The sequence below is a fragment of the Streptomyces sp. NPDC007095 genome, assembly GCF_040634475.1.
Taxonomy (GTDB): Bacteria; Actinomycetota; Actinomycetes; order Streptomycetales; family Streptomycetaceae; genus Streptomyces.
The window spans coordinates 19,004-34,710 of sequence record NZ_JBEYFS010000126.1; the positions used below are offsets into that span (position 1 = coordinate 19,004).

The 15,707-nt window shown below is 71.8% G+C and carries 12 protein-coding genes and 2 pseudogenes; 7 read left to right on the plus strand and 7 right to left on the minus strand.

Features of this window, described 5'->3' with window-relative positions:
* The first annotated feature begins 5 nt into the window (after nt 1-5).
* Nucleotides 6-608, plus strand: coding sequence for a TetR/AcrR family transcriptional regulator (locus ABZ656_RS34740; protein ID WP_075027416.1), 603 nt, complete (start codon nt 6-8; stop codon nt 606-608).
* Between the two features lie 12 nt (nt 609-620).
* On the opposite strand, the gene pdxH is transcribed toward ABZ656_RS34740, so the two are convergent.
* Nucleotides 621-1,259 (minus strand): pyridoxamine 5'-phosphate oxidase, encoded by a 639-nt coding sequence (gene pdxH, locus ABZ656_RS34745; RefSeq protein WP_101408017.1) that lies wholly within the window; start codon nt 1,257-1,259, stop codon nt 621-623.
* A gap of 434 nt (nt 1,260-1,693) precedes the next feature.
* Here pdxH and ABZ656_RS34750 point away from each other — a divergent pair, with 434 nt between their 5' ends.
* Nucleotides 1,694-2,794 (plus strand): citrate synthase 2, encoded by a 1,101-nt coding sequence (locus ABZ656_RS34750; protein ID WP_360273330.1) that lies wholly within the window; start codon nt 1,694-1,696, stop codon nt 2,792-2,794.
* A 79-nt stretch (nt 2,795-2,873) separates the two neighbouring features.
* On the opposite strand, the gene ABZ656_RS34755 is transcribed toward ABZ656_RS34750, so the two are convergent.
* Both ABZ656_RS34755 and ABZ656_RS34760 read right to left on the minus strand, forming a co-directional pair.
* Nucleotides 2,874-3,929, minus strand: coding sequence for a 2-oxoglutarate and iron-dependent oxygenase domain-containing protein (locus ABZ656_RS34755; RefSeq protein WP_101404411.1), 1,056 nt, complete (start codon nt 3,927-3,929; stop codon nt 2,874-2,876).
* Nucleotides 3,930-4,454: 525 nt separating this feature from the next.
* Nucleotides 4,455-5,125 (minus strand): annotated as a pseudogene (locus ABZ656_RS34760) (RRXRR domain-containing protein).
* Nucleotides 5,126-5,197: 72 nt separating this feature from the next.
* On the opposite strand from ABZ656_RS34760, the gene ABZ656_RS34765 reads away from it, so the two are divergent.
* Complete coding sequence (locus ABZ656_RS34765; protein WP_101404412.1) at nt 5,198-6,583, plus strand: PAS domain-containing protein; 1,386 nt, start codon at nt 5,198-5,200, stop codon at nt 6,581-6,583.
* An 85-nt stretch (nt 6,584-6,668) separates the two neighbouring features.
* Here the strand turns inward: ABZ656_RS34765 and ABZ656_RS34770 are convergent, their stop codons facing one another.
* Nucleotides 6,669-7,424 (minus strand): SIS domain-containing protein, encoded by a 756-nt coding sequence (locus tag ABZ656_RS34770; RefSeq protein ID WP_101404413.1) that lies wholly within the window; start codon nt 7,422-7,424, stop codon nt 6,669-6,671.
* Nucleotides 7,425-7,699: 275 nt separating this feature from the next.
* Between ABZ656_RS34770 and ABZ656_RS34775 the strand changes: the two genes are divergently transcribed.
* Nucleotides 7,700-8,392 carry a metal-dependent transcriptional regulator gene (locus tag ABZ656_RS34775; protein WP_054235646.1) on the plus strand — a complete coding sequence of 231 codons (693 nt, stop codon included), beginning with the start codon at nt 7,700-7,702 and terminating at the stop codon, nt 8,390-8,392.
* A gap of 953 nt (nt 8,393-9,345) precedes the next feature.
* Nucleotides 9,346-10,221 carry an alpha/beta hydrolase gene (locus ABZ656_RS34780; RefSeq protein ID WP_101404414.1) on the plus strand — a complete coding sequence of 292 codons (876 nt, stop codon included), beginning with the start codon at nt 9,346-9,348 and terminating at the stop codon, nt 10,219-10,221.
* Nucleotides 10,222-10,258: 37 nt separating this feature from the next.
* Here ABZ656_RS34780 and ABZ656_RS34785 read toward each other — a convergent pair whose 3' ends face one another.
* The 3 genes from ABZ656_RS34785 to ABZ656_RS34795 form a co-directional block, all read right to left on the minus strand.
* Nucleotides 10,259-11,869: a transporter gene (locus ABZ656_RS34785; RefSeq protein ID WP_360273336.1), complete on the minus strand. Its 1,611-nt coding sequence runs from the start codon at nt 11,867-11,869 to the stop codon at nt 10,259-10,261.
* On the minus strand, nt 11,866-12,660 hold the full coding sequence (locus ABZ656_RS34790; RefSeq protein ID WP_101404416.1) for an ABC transporter ATP-binding protein: 795 nt from the start codon (nt 12,658-12,660) through the stop codon (nt 11,866-11,868). The genes ABZ656_RS34785 and ABZ656_RS34790 overlap by 4 nt, the downstream gene beginning before the upstream one ends.
* 93 nt (nt 12,661-12,753) lie before the next feature.
* Complete coding sequence (locus tag ABZ656_RS34795) at nt 12,754-13,416, minus strand: bifunctional DNA primase/polymerase (RefSeq protein WP_101404417.1); 663 nt, start codon at nt 13,414-13,416, stop codon at nt 12,754-12,756.
* Nucleotides 13,417-13,714: 298 nt separating this feature from the next.
* Here ABZ656_RS34795 and ABZ656_RS34800 point away from each other — a divergent pair, with 298 nt between their 5' ends.
* On the plus strand, nt 13,715-15,100 hold the full coding sequence (locus tag ABZ656_RS34800; RefSeq protein ID WP_054235642.1) for a hypothetical protein: 1,386 nt from the start codon (nt 13,715-13,717) through the stop codon (nt 15,098-15,100).
* Nucleotides 15,101-15,325: 225 nt separating this feature from the next.
* A pseudogene (locus tag ABZ656_RS34805) lies at nt 15,326-15,538 on the plus strand (hypothetical protein); the annotation flags it as partial.
* Between the last annotated feature and the right edge of the window lie 169 nt (nt 15,539-15,707).

Below are 15,707 nucleotides of genomic sequence, written 5' to 3' on the forward strand. Positions count from 1 at the left end.
CCGAAATCGCCCCCCGCAGTCCCCGGCTTCCGCATGTTCCCAAGCAGGACCGCAGCCGCGCCACCCGGCAGCGGCTGCTCGCGGCCGCCGTGGCCTGTCTCGCCGAGCACGGCTGGGCGGGCTCCACGGTCTCCGTCGTCGCCGAGCGCGCGGGAGTGTCCCGGGGGGCCGCCCAGCACCACTTCCGCACCCGCGAGGACCTGTTCACCGCGGCGGTGGAGTACGTCGCCGAGGAGCGCTCCACCGCACTGCGCGCCCTGTTCCCGGAGGGTGCCGCCGACCGCCGCGAGGTGGTCGCGGCCCTGGTCGACCTCTACACCGGCCCCCTCTTCCGCGCCGCCCTCCACCTCTGGGTCGCCGCCTCCAACGAGGAGCAGCTCCGCCCGAGGGTCACCGAGCTGGAGGCCCGCGTGGGCCGCGAGACCCACCGGATCGCCGTGGAACTCCTCGCCGCCGACGAATCCCGCCCGGGCGTACGCGAAACGGTCCAGGGACTCCTGGACATGTCCCGCGGCCTCGGTCTCGCCAACCTCCTCACGAACGACGGGGGGCGACGGGAACGGGTGGTGGCGCAGTGGGGCGTACTGCTGGACGAGGCGCTGGGCTGAGCCCCGCCGACGTCACGGACCGAGGCGCTCCGCCCGCCAGCTGCCGTCCGGCTCCGCCACGTACCGCAGCCGGTCGTGGAGGCGGTTCTCGCGGCCCTGCCAGAACTCGACCGTCCGGGGGGCGACGCGGAAGCCGCCCCAGTGCGGGGGCACGGGGACCTGCTCGCCCTCCGGGTAGCGGGCGCTCAACTCCTCGTAGGCGGCGTCGAGCTCGTCCCGGGAGGAGATGACCGAGGACTGGGGGCTGGCCCACGCGCCGAGCTGGGAGCCGTGCGGGCGGGTGCGGAAGTACCCGGCGGTCTCGTCGCGTCCGGTGCGCCGCGCCGTTCCGGTGACGATGACCTGGCGGGCCATCGGGTGCCAGGGGAAGAGCAGCGAGACGTACGGGTTCTCGGACAGCTCGCGGGCCTTGCGGGAGTCGTAGTTGGTGTAGAAGACGAAGCCCTGCTCGTCGTACTGCTTGAGCAGCACCGTGCGTGAGCTGGGCCGGCCCTCCGCGTCCGCCGTGGAGACGATCATCGCGTTCGGCTCGTACACCATGCCCTGCACGGAGGCCTGCGCGGCCTGCTTGAACCAGCGGGCGAACTGGTCCATGGGATGCGCGGCGAGATCGGCCTCGACGAGCCCCTCGGCGCGGTAGTGGGCGCGCATCGCGGCGGGGTCGGCGGCGAGTTCTTCGGCGTCGCCCGTGGCTTCTGCGGCGGCGGCTTCCGCAGCGCGCAGGACGAGGGGCTCGGCGGCGGATTCATCCGGGAGGCGGTCGCGGTCGGTCACGCGGTCATCTTGCCGTATCCCGGTACGGCATTGAGTGACAGTGGGTGGCACTGAGTGCCGCAGGGCCTCCCCAAAGGTGGCACTCGGGGATATGGTGCTGCCACGGTTGCGGTGGGATGACCGCCGGCCGCACGGGGCATCACCGGGAAGACGTACCGGACCGCGAGTCCACGAGCCGACCGTGGAGCCGGACGTCGACCACCCGTCACCGACGCACGGTTTCCCCTTCCGACCGCAAGACCCGCCCCCACCGACACCCCCACCGTGACCCCCCATAAACCCCCGTCGTACACATCACGAGGAGCCGCCTGATGTCCGACTTCGTACCCGGACTCGAAGGAGTCGTCGCGTTCGAGACGGAGATCGCCGAACCCGACAAGGAGGGCGGCGCACTCCGGTACCGGGGCGTCGACATCGAGGATCTGGTCGGCCACGTCTCCTTCGGAAACGTGTGGGGCCTCCTCGTCGACGGCGCCTTCAACCCCGGACTGCCGCCCGCCGAGCCGTTCCCGATCCCCGTCCACTCCGGCGACATCCGCGTCGACGTGCAGTCCGCGCTCGCCATGCTCGCCCCCGTCTGGGGCCTCAAACCCCTCCTCGACATCGACGAGGCCCAGGCCCGCGAGGATCTCGCCCGCGCCGCCGTCATGGCCCTCTCGTACGTCGCCCAGTCCGCCCGCGGCCAGGGCCGGCCCATGGTTCCGCAGAGCGAGATCGACAAGGCGCACTCCGTCGTCGAACGCTTCATGATCCGCTGGCGCGGCGAGCCCGACCCCAAGCACGTCGCGGCCGTGGACGCCTACTGGACGTCCGCCGCCGAGCACGGCATGAACGCGTCCACCTTCACCGCCCGCGTCATCGCGTCGACGGGCGCGGATGTCGCCGCCGCCCTCTCCGGCGCCGTCGGGGCCATGTCCGGGCCGCTGCACGGCGGCGCGCCCTCCCGCGTCCTCGGCATGATCGAGGAGATCGAGCGCACGGGCGACGCGGAGGCCTACGTCAAGAAGGCCCTCGACAAGGGCGAACGCCTGATGGGCTTCGGCCACCGCGTCTACCGCGCCGAGGACCCGCGCGCCCGTGTCCTGCGCCGTACCGCCCGCGAGCTCGGCGCCCCCCGCTTCGAGATCGCCGAGGCGCTGGAGAAGGCGGCCCTGGAGGAGCTCCACGCGCGCCGCCCGGACCGCGTCCTGGCGACGAACGTCGAGTTCTGGGCCGCGATCATGCTCGACTTCGCCGAGGTCCCGGCGCACATGTTCACATCCATGTTCACCTGCGCCCGTACGGCAGGCTGGTCGGCGCACATCCTGGAGCAGAAGCGCACGGGACGGCTCGTACGGCCGTCCGCGCGCTATATGGGCCCCGGTCCGCGCAGCCCCCAGGAGATCGAGGGCTACGAGGACATCGCGCACTGAGCCCACTGAGTGCGCTCAGTGCATTGAGCCCTCTGAGCCCTCTGAGCCCTCTGAGCCCACTCACCGGGTCTGCCGGTCATCACGCGGGGGTGAGCAGCTCCGCGTGATGACGGGTGGCGACCAGCGGGTGGGCCCGCAGCTTGCCCTTCAGCTCGTTGAAGCCGTACTCCGCGAACAGGGGGTTCGCCGGGTCGTCGGTGACGCCGGGCGCGGCGGAGGCGTGCGGGAAGGGCAGCGGCTCCACGCGCGCGTCCAGGCGCGGGTTGTAGAAGAAGGGCACGGAGAACCGCTCGGTGGCCCCGGGCGGACTGACGACGCGGTGGTTGGTGGCGACGAGGTACCCGTTGGTGGCCACTTCCAGCAGCTCGCCCAGGTTGACCACGAACGCTCCCGGCAGCGGCGGCACCTCGTGGAAGAGGCCGTCCTCGCGCTGCACCTGAAGGCCGCCGACCTGGTCCTGGAGCAGCAGCGTCAGGAATCCGTAGTCCTTGTGCGCGCCCACGCCCTGGTCAGCGCCGTCGCCCGCGCTGCCCGGATACCGCACGAGCTTCAGATGCGGATGGGCCCGCTCGCCGAAGACCGGCTCGTAGAAGTCGGCGGGCGCCCCGATCGCGGTGAGCAGCTCGCGCAGCAGGCGGGCCGCGACCGAGCTGAGCCGGTCGATCCATGCCAGCGCGGCGGCCCGCAGCTCCGGCAGCGTGGCCGGCCACTGGTTGGGCCCCTCCAGCCACCAGTAGGCGGCCTCGCCCGGACCGGGCCTGCGCGCGGGCCGCTCGGCCCCTATGTCGAGCTGGTCCCGCCAGTCCCGGCTGCCGCCCGTGCGCTCGTCGCCGGTGCGCGTGTACCCGCGGAAGTGCGGCGAGTTGACGTTGTCGAGGGCGAGCCGCTCGGCCTCGGGCAGCGCGAAGAACCGGTGCATGGAGTCGAGCAGGGCGGCGGTCTCGCCCTCGGTCACCCCGTGCCCGACGAGCTGGAAGAAGCCCACGTCGTGGGCGGCGCTGTGCAACTGAGCGTGCAGCAGGGCACGGGCCTGGGGGCCGCGGTCGGCCGCGGAGAGATCGATGATCGGAAGCTGCTGGTACGGCCGGTGCTGCCGGCTCTGCTGGTCCTGAGCAGAAGACGTGTTCGTCGTCATGAGGTGCGTCCGCAGGGTGTACGGGTGCCCGGGCGGCCGCCAGGGGTGGGGCGGGGGCCACGGGTGCCAAGGGGAAGAGAGGGGGCCGAGGTCAGGAAGAAGCCCGACAGCCCATGCTTGTGACGCGCACGAAGTCCACGTGCCGGCGTCGAACGAGCATCGGAAGCATGGCCCAAGAGTACTGCGGACCCCGCGAAACGCATGTGCCCCACCTCACATGCCCTGCGAAACGCAGACGACCCGCGAGCTCGGGTCCCCCCGCCTCACGGCGGAGGAGCCGGCCGGACGTACCGGCGAGCTCGCGGGTCGGGTGACTGCTTGGGATTGGGGCCGGCTGCGCGCTCACTTCAAGCGCTGGTCCGGCACCGCACTCGATGTGGTGACGGGCCGCTAGCCCGCAGCCACCTCGCTAGTCCGGGTTTCATACATGTACCCGATCACCTCCCTTCGGCGTACGGCCCACCTTAGGAACTGATCGAACGCGGCTCAACAGGTTTTTCGAACCTGGTGCCGTACGCGTATCCGTCAGCCCGCTGGAGGAGGCGCAGGTTCTTGTGGCTGGTGCCTGCGTGGCCGCCTGGCGGGAATGCTGTGGCACCCGTTGGCGCGGACGGCGACGCGTCCGATGTGGCGGCTGACCTGGCCGATCGTGCCCTCGACCCGGTGCCGCAGGGACGGTGCGAGCCGGCCCGCCGGTCGCCTTCTGCTGTCGAATCGGGGCGCGCGGTAACGGGATTCCCGCTGCGCCGCCGACGCCGGTAGCCCGCCCGACGCTTCATGCCGTCGCGGATCTGAGCGCCGCGGTGGTTCAGCTCGACCGCGAACAGGCCTCGGTGCGCTGAGTGCCCGTGCCCCGTGGTGTGGTCCAGCTGCTCCGTGTCCGTAGTCACGACGATTCCCGTCCCACAGCTTCCCGGGTCGACGCGCACCGCCACTCCGGCGATGGTGGAGTCCTCGAGCAGACGATCTTTCAAGCGGATCGCGAACGGCACGTACCGCACCACCACCGCTCTTCCCTTCGCGAGCAGTTCGCGTGCGCGGGCGTCGAACGGATGGCCGGAGCGGCTGTTGGGCAGGAGCCTGGGACGGCCACTTCGATGGGTGGGCGGGGCGCGATTCCTGGGGCTGAGGGGGCGGAATCCCTGCGTACAACGATTTCGTCCAATCTTTGGGGAACACGATGTGGGCTGGGTCACGTTCGAGTTGAATGAAGGCGAGTGAGCGAACTGTCTCGCCGTACGTGCGGACGCAGCCTGCAGGGGGTCCAGGTGAGTGCTTCCCGGCGTAGTGGGACCACCGACGAGCTGGGGCCGGACGAGCCCGAGCCGGCTGGTTCCGATCTGCTTGCCGCGCTGCTGGACGGGATGGACGCGGCGCTGTGCGCGTTCGATGCCGATGGGGTCGTCACCCATTGGAACCGCGAGGCCGAGCGGATTCTCGGCTGGTCCGCGGCCGAGGCCGTGGGGCGGCGCGGGTTCGCCGGGTGGGCCGTGCGGACCGCGGACGCCGAGGAGGTCGAGGCACGGCTGCTGTCCGCCATGGAGGCCCCCGGGCGCCAGGTGCACGAGTTCGCGCTGCTGACCAAGGACGGCGGGCGCGTGCTCGTACGGACCCAGTCCGCCGCCGTGCGCGGAGCCGACGGGAAGCCCGCCGGGGTGTACTGCGCCTTCAGCGAGGTGCACGCGCAGATCGATCTCGAGCGGTCCATCGCCCTGAGCGAGGCGTTGTTCGAGGACGCCAGCTGGGGTGTGGTCCTGGTCGACGCGGACCTGCGGCCCGCCGTCGTCAACGCGCACGCGGCCCGAGCCCTGGGGATCGGGCGTACGGCGGTGCTCGGACGGCCGCTGGGGGAGCTGCTCTCCCAAGGGGTCGAGGAACTGGAGAGCGCGCTCACGCACGTGCTTGCCGAGGGCGCGCCGCCCGCGCCCGCCGAGATGTGGGTGAGCGTGCGGTCGGCCGAGGGCGAGAAGCGGCGGTGCTGGCGCAGCGGGTTCCTGCGGCTCGCCTCGCCGCTCACGGAAGAACCGGTTCCGCTCGGGGTCGGGTGGCTCTTCCAGGATGTGACCGAGGCCAAGCACACCGAGCAGGAGGCGGCCCTGCTGCGGTTCAGGGCCAATCAGCTGCACCGGGCCGCACGGGCGGCGGCCGAGTGCGAGGACCCCGGGGAGGCCGCCACCGTCCACCTCGACTTCGCGCTCGCCGGGTTCGCCGACCACGCGCTGATCGACCGGGTCGCGAGCGGGTGGCCGGCGGGGGACGACGACGGGCCCGTACGGCTGGTACGCGCCGCCACCACGCCCGCCGGGGCCCCCGGGCCGAGCCTGCTCACCGGGAAGGCCGGACTCCCCGTGCGGTACGCCGAGGGGCATCCCGCGCTCCAGTGCGTGGAGCGGGCCGGGTCCGTGCGGGCCAGCTCCGGTGAGATCACCCCCGAGCGGATGCGGGAGTGGGCCACGGCCCGCCAGTGGCCGCCGGACTCGGTGCACGCCCTGTGCGCGGTCCTGCGCAGCCGGGGGCGCACGCTGGGCGTGGTGACGTTTCTGCGGGGTACGGGGCGCAGCCAGTTCGAGCGCACGGACGCGACGTACGCGGAGGACGTGGCGGTACGCATCGCCATGGCGCTGGATCTGGAGGGGTTGGCGGGACGGACGTAGCACCGCCACCCGCTTACCACCCGGTCGGCTCAGCGGCGGTGGAAGATCTCGCTCGGTCCGGCGGCGGTGGAAGATCTCGCTCGGCTCAGCGGCGGTAGAAGATCCGGTCGCCGTACTCCGTCATCACCCGGCCGTTCCACTCGTGGCCGCCGTCGACGTTGCCCGAGCGGAGCAGGGGCGGCTCGATGCCCCGGTCGGCCAGCGCGCCCGCGGCCGTGGCCATGACGGCCTGCAGGAGCGCCGTCGTGACCACCGTGGAGGCGGGAGCGAAGGGCGCCTCGATCGTCTTCAGGGTCAGTTCCGCGTCGCCGACCGCGATCTTCGAGTCGAGGACGATGTCGCAGTGGTCCTTCAGGTACGTCCCCGAGACGTGCCGGGACTTCGTCTCCGAGGCGTAGGCGACCGAGGTGACGCCGATGACCTTCACGCCCAGGGCCCGCGCGTTCATGGCCATCTCGACCGGGAGCGCGTTGCGGCCGGACAGGGAGATGATCACGAGTACGTCGCCGGCGCGGACCGGGCTGGAGTCCAGGACCGCGCTCGCGAGGCCGTCGACCCGCTCCAGGGCCGAGCCCAGAGTCGCCGGCATGACGTCGACACCGACCACGCCCGGCACGGCGAGCAGGTTCATCAGGGCCAGACCGCCCGCGCGGTAGACGACGTCCTGCGCGGCGAGCGAGGAGTGCCCGGCGCCGAAGGCGAAGAGCCGGCCGCCGCCCGCGACGGTGTCGGCGATCAGGGTGCCGGCCGCCTCGATGTCTCCCGCGTCCTCGTCCCGCACCTGCTGGAGCAGGCCGATCGCCGCGTCGAAGAACTGCCCGGCCAGCTTGCGGTCGCTCATCGGCGAAGCCCCTTAGAAGTCTCGTCGGCGTCGGGTGGGCGCTGGGTCACGCGTTGTGCCGCGGATCACGTTGCGGTCTGGACCAGCGCGCTGTCAATACGGCCTGCGGAGGTGTCCGCGCAGGCACCCCGCGGGGCGTCCGCAGGGGCACCCGTAACTCCGTGGTTTCAACGGCGAGGCACGCTTGTCAGTGGTATGCGTCAGAATTGAGTTCAGGGCCAGCGCACACGCCGGTGAGCCACCGAGCCTTCGGCAGAGCTAATCAAGGGGCACGTATGTCCGGACTGATCGACACCACGGAGATGTATCTCCGCACCATCCTCGAGCTGGAGGAGGAAGGCGTGGTCCCCATGCGCGCCCGGATCGCGGAGCGGCTCGACCAGAGCGGGCCGACGGTCAGCCAGACGGTGGCGCGCATGGAGCGCGACGGTCTGGTGGCGGTCGCCACCGACCGGCACCTGGAGCTCACCGAGGAGGGCCGACGCCTCGCCACCCGCGTGATGCGCAAGCACCGCCTCGCGGAGTGCCTGCTCGTCGACGTGATCGGTCTGGAGTGGGAGCAGGTGCACGCCGAGGCGTGCCGCTGGGAGCACGTGATGAGCGAGGCGGTGGAGCGGCGCGTGCTGGAGCTGCTGCGCCACCCGACCGAGTCGCCGTACGGCAACCCGATCCCCGGACTGGAGGAGCTCGGCGAGAAGGACGGCGCCGACCCGTTCCTGGACGAGAGCATGGTGTCGCTGGCCGAGCTCGACCCCGGCCTGGACGGCAAGACCGTCGTCGTACGCCGGATCGGCGAGCCCATCCAGACGGACGCGCAGCTGATGTACACGCTGCGGCGCGCGGGTGTGCAGCCCGGCTCCGTGGTGAGCGTGACGGAGTCGGCGGGCGGCGTGCTCGTCGGCAGCGGTGGTGAGGCGGCGGAGCTGGAGTCGGACGTCGCGTCCCACGTGTTCGTCGCCAAGCGCTGACATCCGGTGATCGTGGGAGGCCTCGCACCCCGGGTGCGGGTTTCCCGGCCCTGAGCCCGCGAGGGGCAGCTCCCGGGGGTGGGCCGCGGGGTCCGGCATCCGTCGAACCCCGGGTCGGCCTCCGGGCGCCCGCCGACCGTCGTGCGTCGGTGGCCGCCCGGCTCGCCTGGCGTGGATCGGTGGCGACCCGGCTCGCCCGTCGAGGGCCGACGGCGTTCCGGACTGCGCACCGCGCGTCGGGGGACGACCCTGCGCTCCGTTCGACGCGCCGGGCGCGGGCGTGGGCGCCATGGCGCAGGTCGCTCGCCGTGGAGCGTGTCGTCCGCCTGTGATGACCCAACGCTCCACCCCCTCCCCGCACCTCCGTCGACTCACCTCGGTCATGTCAACTCCCGCGACCACAGGGGTAGTTGTGATGCCTTCGCGACATGGCCGAAACCAAGATTCAGTGTGCGGAATCGCAGCGCCGGGACCGTTTGCGTGCGAGGCTGGCCCGTGAGGCATATGACCTGAGGGCTCTTGACCGTGTCCAAGAGGGATGTCGCACGGTTGGGGAGGGGGCGGGGAGGATGTGCCGTAGATGTGGAGAGGGCCCCGGCGCCTTACGGCGCCGGGGCCTGTCCTCCCCTGTGCTGACCCGGAGCCCCGAGCTCCCAGGGTCATCCCCTTCGGACCGATTTCCCCGAGCGGTCCGCCTCCCGCTGAAGATCTCCCCTCGGCGGCGGCGGTCAATCCCCGAGGGTGGTCACTCGAACGAGGGGTGTTGCCGCCGAGAGGAGTATTTTCGAATACCCATTCGATAATCTTGCGGCGTATCACAGGCAAATCGGGTACACGTAGAGCAGCACATCAGCAGACTCAGCGGTACGGCAGCGGCAGGAAGCGGTTACGAGTGGACCGGCCGGCTCGAGCGGGAGCGAGCGGTCCGAGCGAGCTAGGGGGGTGCCAGACCTATGGTGCGGCGCATCGACGTGACGGGCGCGGGCGGTCTGCGCCTCGCCGCCTGGGAGTTCGCCGATCCTCCCAAGACCGACCCTCCCAGGACCCCGCCCGCCCCCGGCGTGCTGCTTCTGCACGGCCTCATGGGCCGCGCCTCCCACTGGGCGTCCACCGCCCGCTGGCTCTCCGAGCGGCACCGCGCCGTCGCCCTCGACCAGCGCGGCCACGGCCAGAGCGACAAGGCGCCGGAGGGGCAGTACACACGGGAGGCCTACGTCGAGGACGCCGAGGCCGCTCTCGAGCAGCTGGGTCTCGCCCCGACCGTCCTCATCGGCCACGCGATGGGTGCGCTGACCGGCTGGCAGCTCGCCGCCAAGCGCCCCGACCTCGTCCGCGGGCTGATCATCTGCGACATGCGGGCCTCGGCGTTAGGGGCCGCGTCGCAGCGTGAGTGGGAGGACTGGTTCAAGGCCTGGCCCATGCCCTTCGCCACGCTCGCCGACGTACGGAAGTGGTTCGGCGAGGACGACCCCTGGGTGGAGCGCCCGAACCCGTCCCGCGGCGAGTTCTACGCAGAGGTGATGCACGAGTCCGCCGACGGCTGGCGCCCGGTCTTCGAACCCGAGCAGATGCTCAAGTCCCGCCAGACCTGGGTGTACGACGCCCACTGGGAGGAGCTCGCCCAGGTCCAGTGCCCCGCACTGGTCGTACGGGGCCTCGACGGCGAGCTCGGCCGGGCCGAGGCCCAGGAGATGGTTCGCGTACTGCCGCACGGCCGGTACGCGGAGGTGGCCGACGCCGGTCACCTCGTGCACTACGACCAGCCGGAGGCGTGGCGCGCCGCGATCGAGCCCTTCCTCGACGGCGTACTCACCGGCCAGGACCGCTAGGTCCTGTCGTCGAATTCCCGCCGCCCTCCCCGTCGGCTCAGCCCTTGCTGACCGCCGCCAGGATCTCCGGCAGCCGCCGGGCCGTCCGGGGCGCCGCCATCCGCAGCCCGAACACCGTGATCAGCGCCCCGTATCCGGCCCCCAGCGGCAGCAGCAGCCAGCTCCACCGGTCCCCGTCCACCGTCACGTTCAGCCAGATCGTGAGGGCGATGACAGGAGCGGTCAGCAGCGCCGCCGAGACCATTCCGCCGAAGATGGCGATCCAGGCGAGGCCCGCCTGCCCGGGGGCCACGTTCTTGTAGCCCTCCTGCGGGATCGAGTACGGGAAGCGGGCCGAGGACCAGGCGCCGGTGGCCAGCATCGCGCCGAGCAGCGCGAAGGACAGGCCGAGCACCTCGGGCAGCTTGGACCAGTCGCCGAGCATCGCCGTCGTCAGCACGGTCACGAGCGTCGCGTACGGAAGGGTGATCATCAGCAGCGCCAGCGCACGCCCGCGCAGTTCGACGTAGGCGTCGTGCGGGGACGCGATGGTCATCGCGACCATCCAGAACGCGGAGGTGTCCTGACCGAACTGGTTGTACATCTGGATGCCGAGCATCCCGGCAGCGAAGCACGCGAAGTAGATCGAGCCGGTGCCCTGCAAGGCGTTGAACACGGGCACGATCAGCCCGATCGCCAGCGAGGTCACCCACGCGGCCTTCGTCTTCGGGTCGCGCCACACGTACCGCAGACTGCGCTCCATCACGGTCCCGGTGCGCCCCGAGGGCAGCAGCCGGCGCAGCCCGTCCGTCGGAACCCGCTCCCGCGCCGCGGTTTCGCCCGCCTGCAACGTCGACCCGTCCGGCGAGGTCATCAGCCGGGTCAGGTGCCTCGACCAGAGTGCCAGCAGCCCCACCAGCGCCGCCACGCTCAGGACGAGTTGGGCGACCCCCGCCCCGTACGAGCCCCTGCTCATCGAGTCCACGGCTCCGATCGCCGACCCGGGCGGCACCCAGCGAAGCACGTCCGCCGCCGGGTCGAGCCGGGACAGTCCGCCCGCCGAACCGAGCCGCTGCGCGCCGAAGTTGACGAGCTGCGCGCCGATCGCGATGACGAGGCCGCTCAGTACGGCCAGGTCGCGGCCCTTGCGGCTGGACAGCAGCCGGATGTTGGCGGCGGCGACGGCCCGCGCGAGGGCCACACAGACGAGCAGCGCCAACGGCACGGCCACGGCCCCGGTGACGTACGCCGCCGTGCCGTGCGCCACGGAGATCACGGAACCGACCAGCAGGCACAGGGTGAACAGCGGTCCGATACCGACCAGCGAGGCCACGAGCAGCGCCCGGACCAGCGGGTGCGGTCGCAACGGCAGCATGACGAGCCGGGTCGGGTCGAGGGTCTCGTCGCCGCTGGGGAAGAACAGCGGCATCACGGCCCAGCCGAGCGCCATGACCGCGATCAGCAGGACGGTGACGGACGCGGCGTGCGCGTTGCCGCGCAGGGCGATGAGGCCGAGCAGCTGGAGGGCGGCGAAGAGGAGGACGACGACGACCGAGGTGATGTACGCGGCCCGCCGCCCGGCCGACTGCCGCAGCCCGTTGCGCAGCAGCGACAGCTTCAGCCGTACGACGACGGGGGTGATGGAGGCCTCGGAGACACCCGTGCTCATCGCGTCGCCCCGCCGCCCAGCCAGTCCAGGTCGGACCCGCGGTCGCGGCCCTGTGCGCCGACCAGTTCGAGGAACGCCTGCTGGAGGGAGGGCGCGTCGCCGCGGACCTCCGCGAGCGGGCCGTGCGCGCGAATACGCCCCGCGACCATGACGGCCACCCAGTCGCACAGCGATTCGACGAGTTCCATGACGTGGGAGGAGAAGACGACCGTGGCGCCCGATGCCGTGTAGCGCTCCAGGACGCCGCGGATGGTCTGCGCGGAGACGGGGTCGACACCCTCGAACGGCTCGTCGAGGAAGAGGACCTCGGGGTTGTGGAGGAGAGCGGCGGCGAGGCCGATCTTCTTGCGCATGCCCGTCGAGTAGTCGACGACGAGTTTGTGCTGGGCGCCCGCGAGGTCGAGGACGTCGAGGAGCTGGGTGGTGCGCTTGTCGACCTCGGCGCCGGGCAGGCCGCGCAGCCGGCCGGTGTAGGCGAGGAGCTCACGCCCGGAGAGCCGTTCGAAGAGCCGCAGGCCCTCGGGGAGTATGCCGATCCGGGCTTTCACCGCCGCCGGGTCGCGCCACACGTCATGGCCGACGACCTCGACGCCGCCCTGGTCGGGCCTGAGCAGACCGGTCACCATCGAGAGGGTGGTCGTCTTGCCCGCGCCGTTGGGCCCTACGAGCCCGATGAACCGCCCCGCGGGCAACTCCAGATCGATCCCGGCGACGGCGACCTGCTCCCCGAACCGCTTCCAGAGCCCGCGTACGCGTACGGCGGGAACGTCTGCCCCTGTTTGCTCGGCCATGTGAGCACCCTAAGGGGCAAGGTTTCAGGGGCGCGAGGAACTGCGCGACCAGCCACGACGAACCCGCGGCTCAAGAACGGCGCCGAACCACGGTCATCGATCCCTGCCGCACGCGTAGGCGAGCGGCGAGATCAGTTCCTCCGCGTCCGGCAGCCACCGGTTCGCCGGCGTCGGCCGGCAGGCCCACTGCACCGCACCCCGCGAACCGAACCGGGTGGGCGGAGCCGCCACGTACGAGCCTTCGCCCAGGGTGACCAGATCGAGGGAGGCGGGCGGCCAGCCCAGTCGGCGTACCAGGTCGGGGACCTTCGTCGCCGCGCCGGGAAGGACGAAGAAGTGCATGCGCCGGTCCGGCGTGCACGTCACCGGCCCCAGCGTCAGTTCCATCCGCTCCATGCGGGCGAGCGCGAGGAATCCGGCCGTCTCCGGCACATCGATCGCGTCGAACGTACGCCCGGTGGGCAGCAGAATCGACGCGTTCGGCTGCTTCGACCACATCCGGCGCGCGACGGTCGCACTGCCCGTCGCCTGCGTCGCCCAGTCCTCGCGCGCCGCGTGTGCGCCCGGCGTGAGGCAGGTGGCCTCGCCGCAGGAGCAGCGTTGCATCCCGTCGACGGCCTCCAGCCACGTGCCCGGGAACACGTCCCAGTGGCGCTCTTCGGCATATCGCACAGCGGTGTCAAGCAATGATTCGCCACGCTGCTTCGGGATTTGGACGGCCTCGGGCCCCGCGATGGTCTCTTCCACGATGAACACAACTCTAGCTGCCACAGGGGGTTACGGGGGTCCCGTGCGCGGGGGAGGGGCATCGTTCCCGCGTGTGGGGCGCATGGATGCACGGGCGGGGGCGCGCAGGGGGAACGGCAGCGGGCGGTGGGTAACCAGGGGTGGGGTCGGGGCAGCCGCCTTTACTCCGGCAATCCTCACATGTCTCGCATCTTCGGTATGTCGGCGGGGCATTGATCTTCATGGCCGACTTCCTTCGCTGCGGTTGGCCGATGAGGACACGTCAACTCGGTGCGTGGGCAGGCACCGCAGCCACAGGGGGTACGCCATGGCCGCAAGGCCTCTCGTCGCCAGGCAGCCGAACGAACGGCTGCAGGCGCTCATCCAGGAAGCGGGCTGTTCCAACGCCGGCCTGGCCCGCCGGGTCAACATGTGCGGCGCCGAGCACGGCCTCGATCTGCGCTACGACAAGACGTCGGTGGCGCGCTGGCTGCGCGGTCAGCAGCCGAGGGGACGCGCTCCCGCGATCATCGCCGAGGCGCTCGGCCGCAAGCTGGGCCGTACGGTCACGATCGACGAGATCGGCATGGCCAACGGCAAGAACCTCGCGTCGGGCGTGGGGTTGCAGTTCTCGCCGACCGTCCTCGGCGCCATCGAGCAGGTGTGTGAGCTGTGGCGCAGTGACGTCGGACGCAGGGACTTCCTGTCCGGCTCGTCCGTCGCCGCCTCCGCGCTCGTCGAGCCGAGCCGCGACTGGCTGATCTCCGCGCCGGACTCGCAGGTGGCGCGTGCGGCGGGCCCGCGGGTCGGGCTCTCGGACGTGGCGGCGGTCCGCGCGATGACCCAGGCGCTCACGGACCTGGACCACCAGTACGGCAGCGGGCATGTACGCCCGGTCGTCGTGCACTACCTCAACAGCGTGGTCTCCGGGCTGCTCGCGGGTTCGTACCGGGAGGGCGTCGGACGCGAACTCTTCTCGGCGGTCTCACGGTTGACGGAACTCGCGGGCTACATGGCCATCGACACCGGTCAACCGGGCCTCGCCCAGCGGTACTACATCCAGGCGCTGCGGCTCGCCCAGGCGGCCGGGGACCGGGGATACGGCGGGTACGTGCTGGCCGCGTCCATGAGCCACCTGGCGGCGCAGCTCGGCAACCCGCGCGAGATCGCGCAGTTGGCGCGCGCGGCGCAGGAGGGGGCGCGGGGGCGGGTGACACCGCGCGCGGAGTCGATGTTCCACGCCGCAGAGGCGCGCGGGCACGCCCTGATGGGCGACGCGCGCGCCGCTCAGGTGGCGTCCGGGCGTGCGATCACCGCGCTGGAGGGCGCCGACGCGGCCTCCGGGGACGACCCGACGTGGATCGCGCACTTCGACGAGGCCTACCTCGCCGACGAGTTGGCGCACTGCCACCGTGACCTGGGTCAGGCGGAGGCCGCCGCGCGCTGCGCCGAGGAGTCCCTCGCCGGGCACCCGGAGTCGCGGGCCCGCCGCCGGGCCATCGGCTACGTCCTGCTGGCCACCGCACAGGTCCAGCAGCGCGAGGTGGAACAGGCATGCCACACAGGTCTGCGCGCGGTCGAACTTCTCGGCACACTCCGCTCCAACCGCGGCGCCGAATACCTGGACGACTTCCAGCAGCGTCTGGAGCCGTACCGGGACGAGGCGGTGGTAAGGGAGTTCGGGGCGCGGCTGGAGTTGCAGGCGGCGGCGTGAGCGGATCGTGTGTGCGTCGGTGAACACACGGTGTGCACAGGCGTGAACGCCGGGCGAACGAAGGCGCCTGGAGTGGGAGGAGTCAGATACAGCGCTCGGTGGGGCGTATTCGTTACCCCGGTCACAGCGGGCGGGGGTAACGCCCCGTGCTGCGTGGCACGGGCGCGTGGGGACCCGGTAGCGTGAGCCGACGATTCCGAAGGTCCCCCATTAGTAGGAGTCCCGGTGACGCAGAGTGGACAGGGCGAGCAGCCCTCGGCGCGCACGGCGCGCGAAGGCATCGTGCTGCCCTCCGACGGCGGCGAGCCGCTGTTGCCGGGCATGACGGGCGACCGGGCCGTTCCGGCGGTCCCGGCGGGCGGTCAGACCTGGGACCAGCCGTGGGGACCGGACCCGTCGGCGGCACCGGCCCCGCAGCCGGCCGAGGGCTGGGGGGCGCCCGTGAACGGCACCCAGACCTGGGGCGGCTCCGAGCCGTCCCCGTCCAACGCCCCCGCCCCGGACTGGGGCGGTATGCCGCGTACTGAGCCCTGAGGCGAAGCGGATGAGGAGCCGCAGCCCTATCGGTAGCTTGCCCGGTCGGCTTCGATGGCTGCGGCGAGGGCGT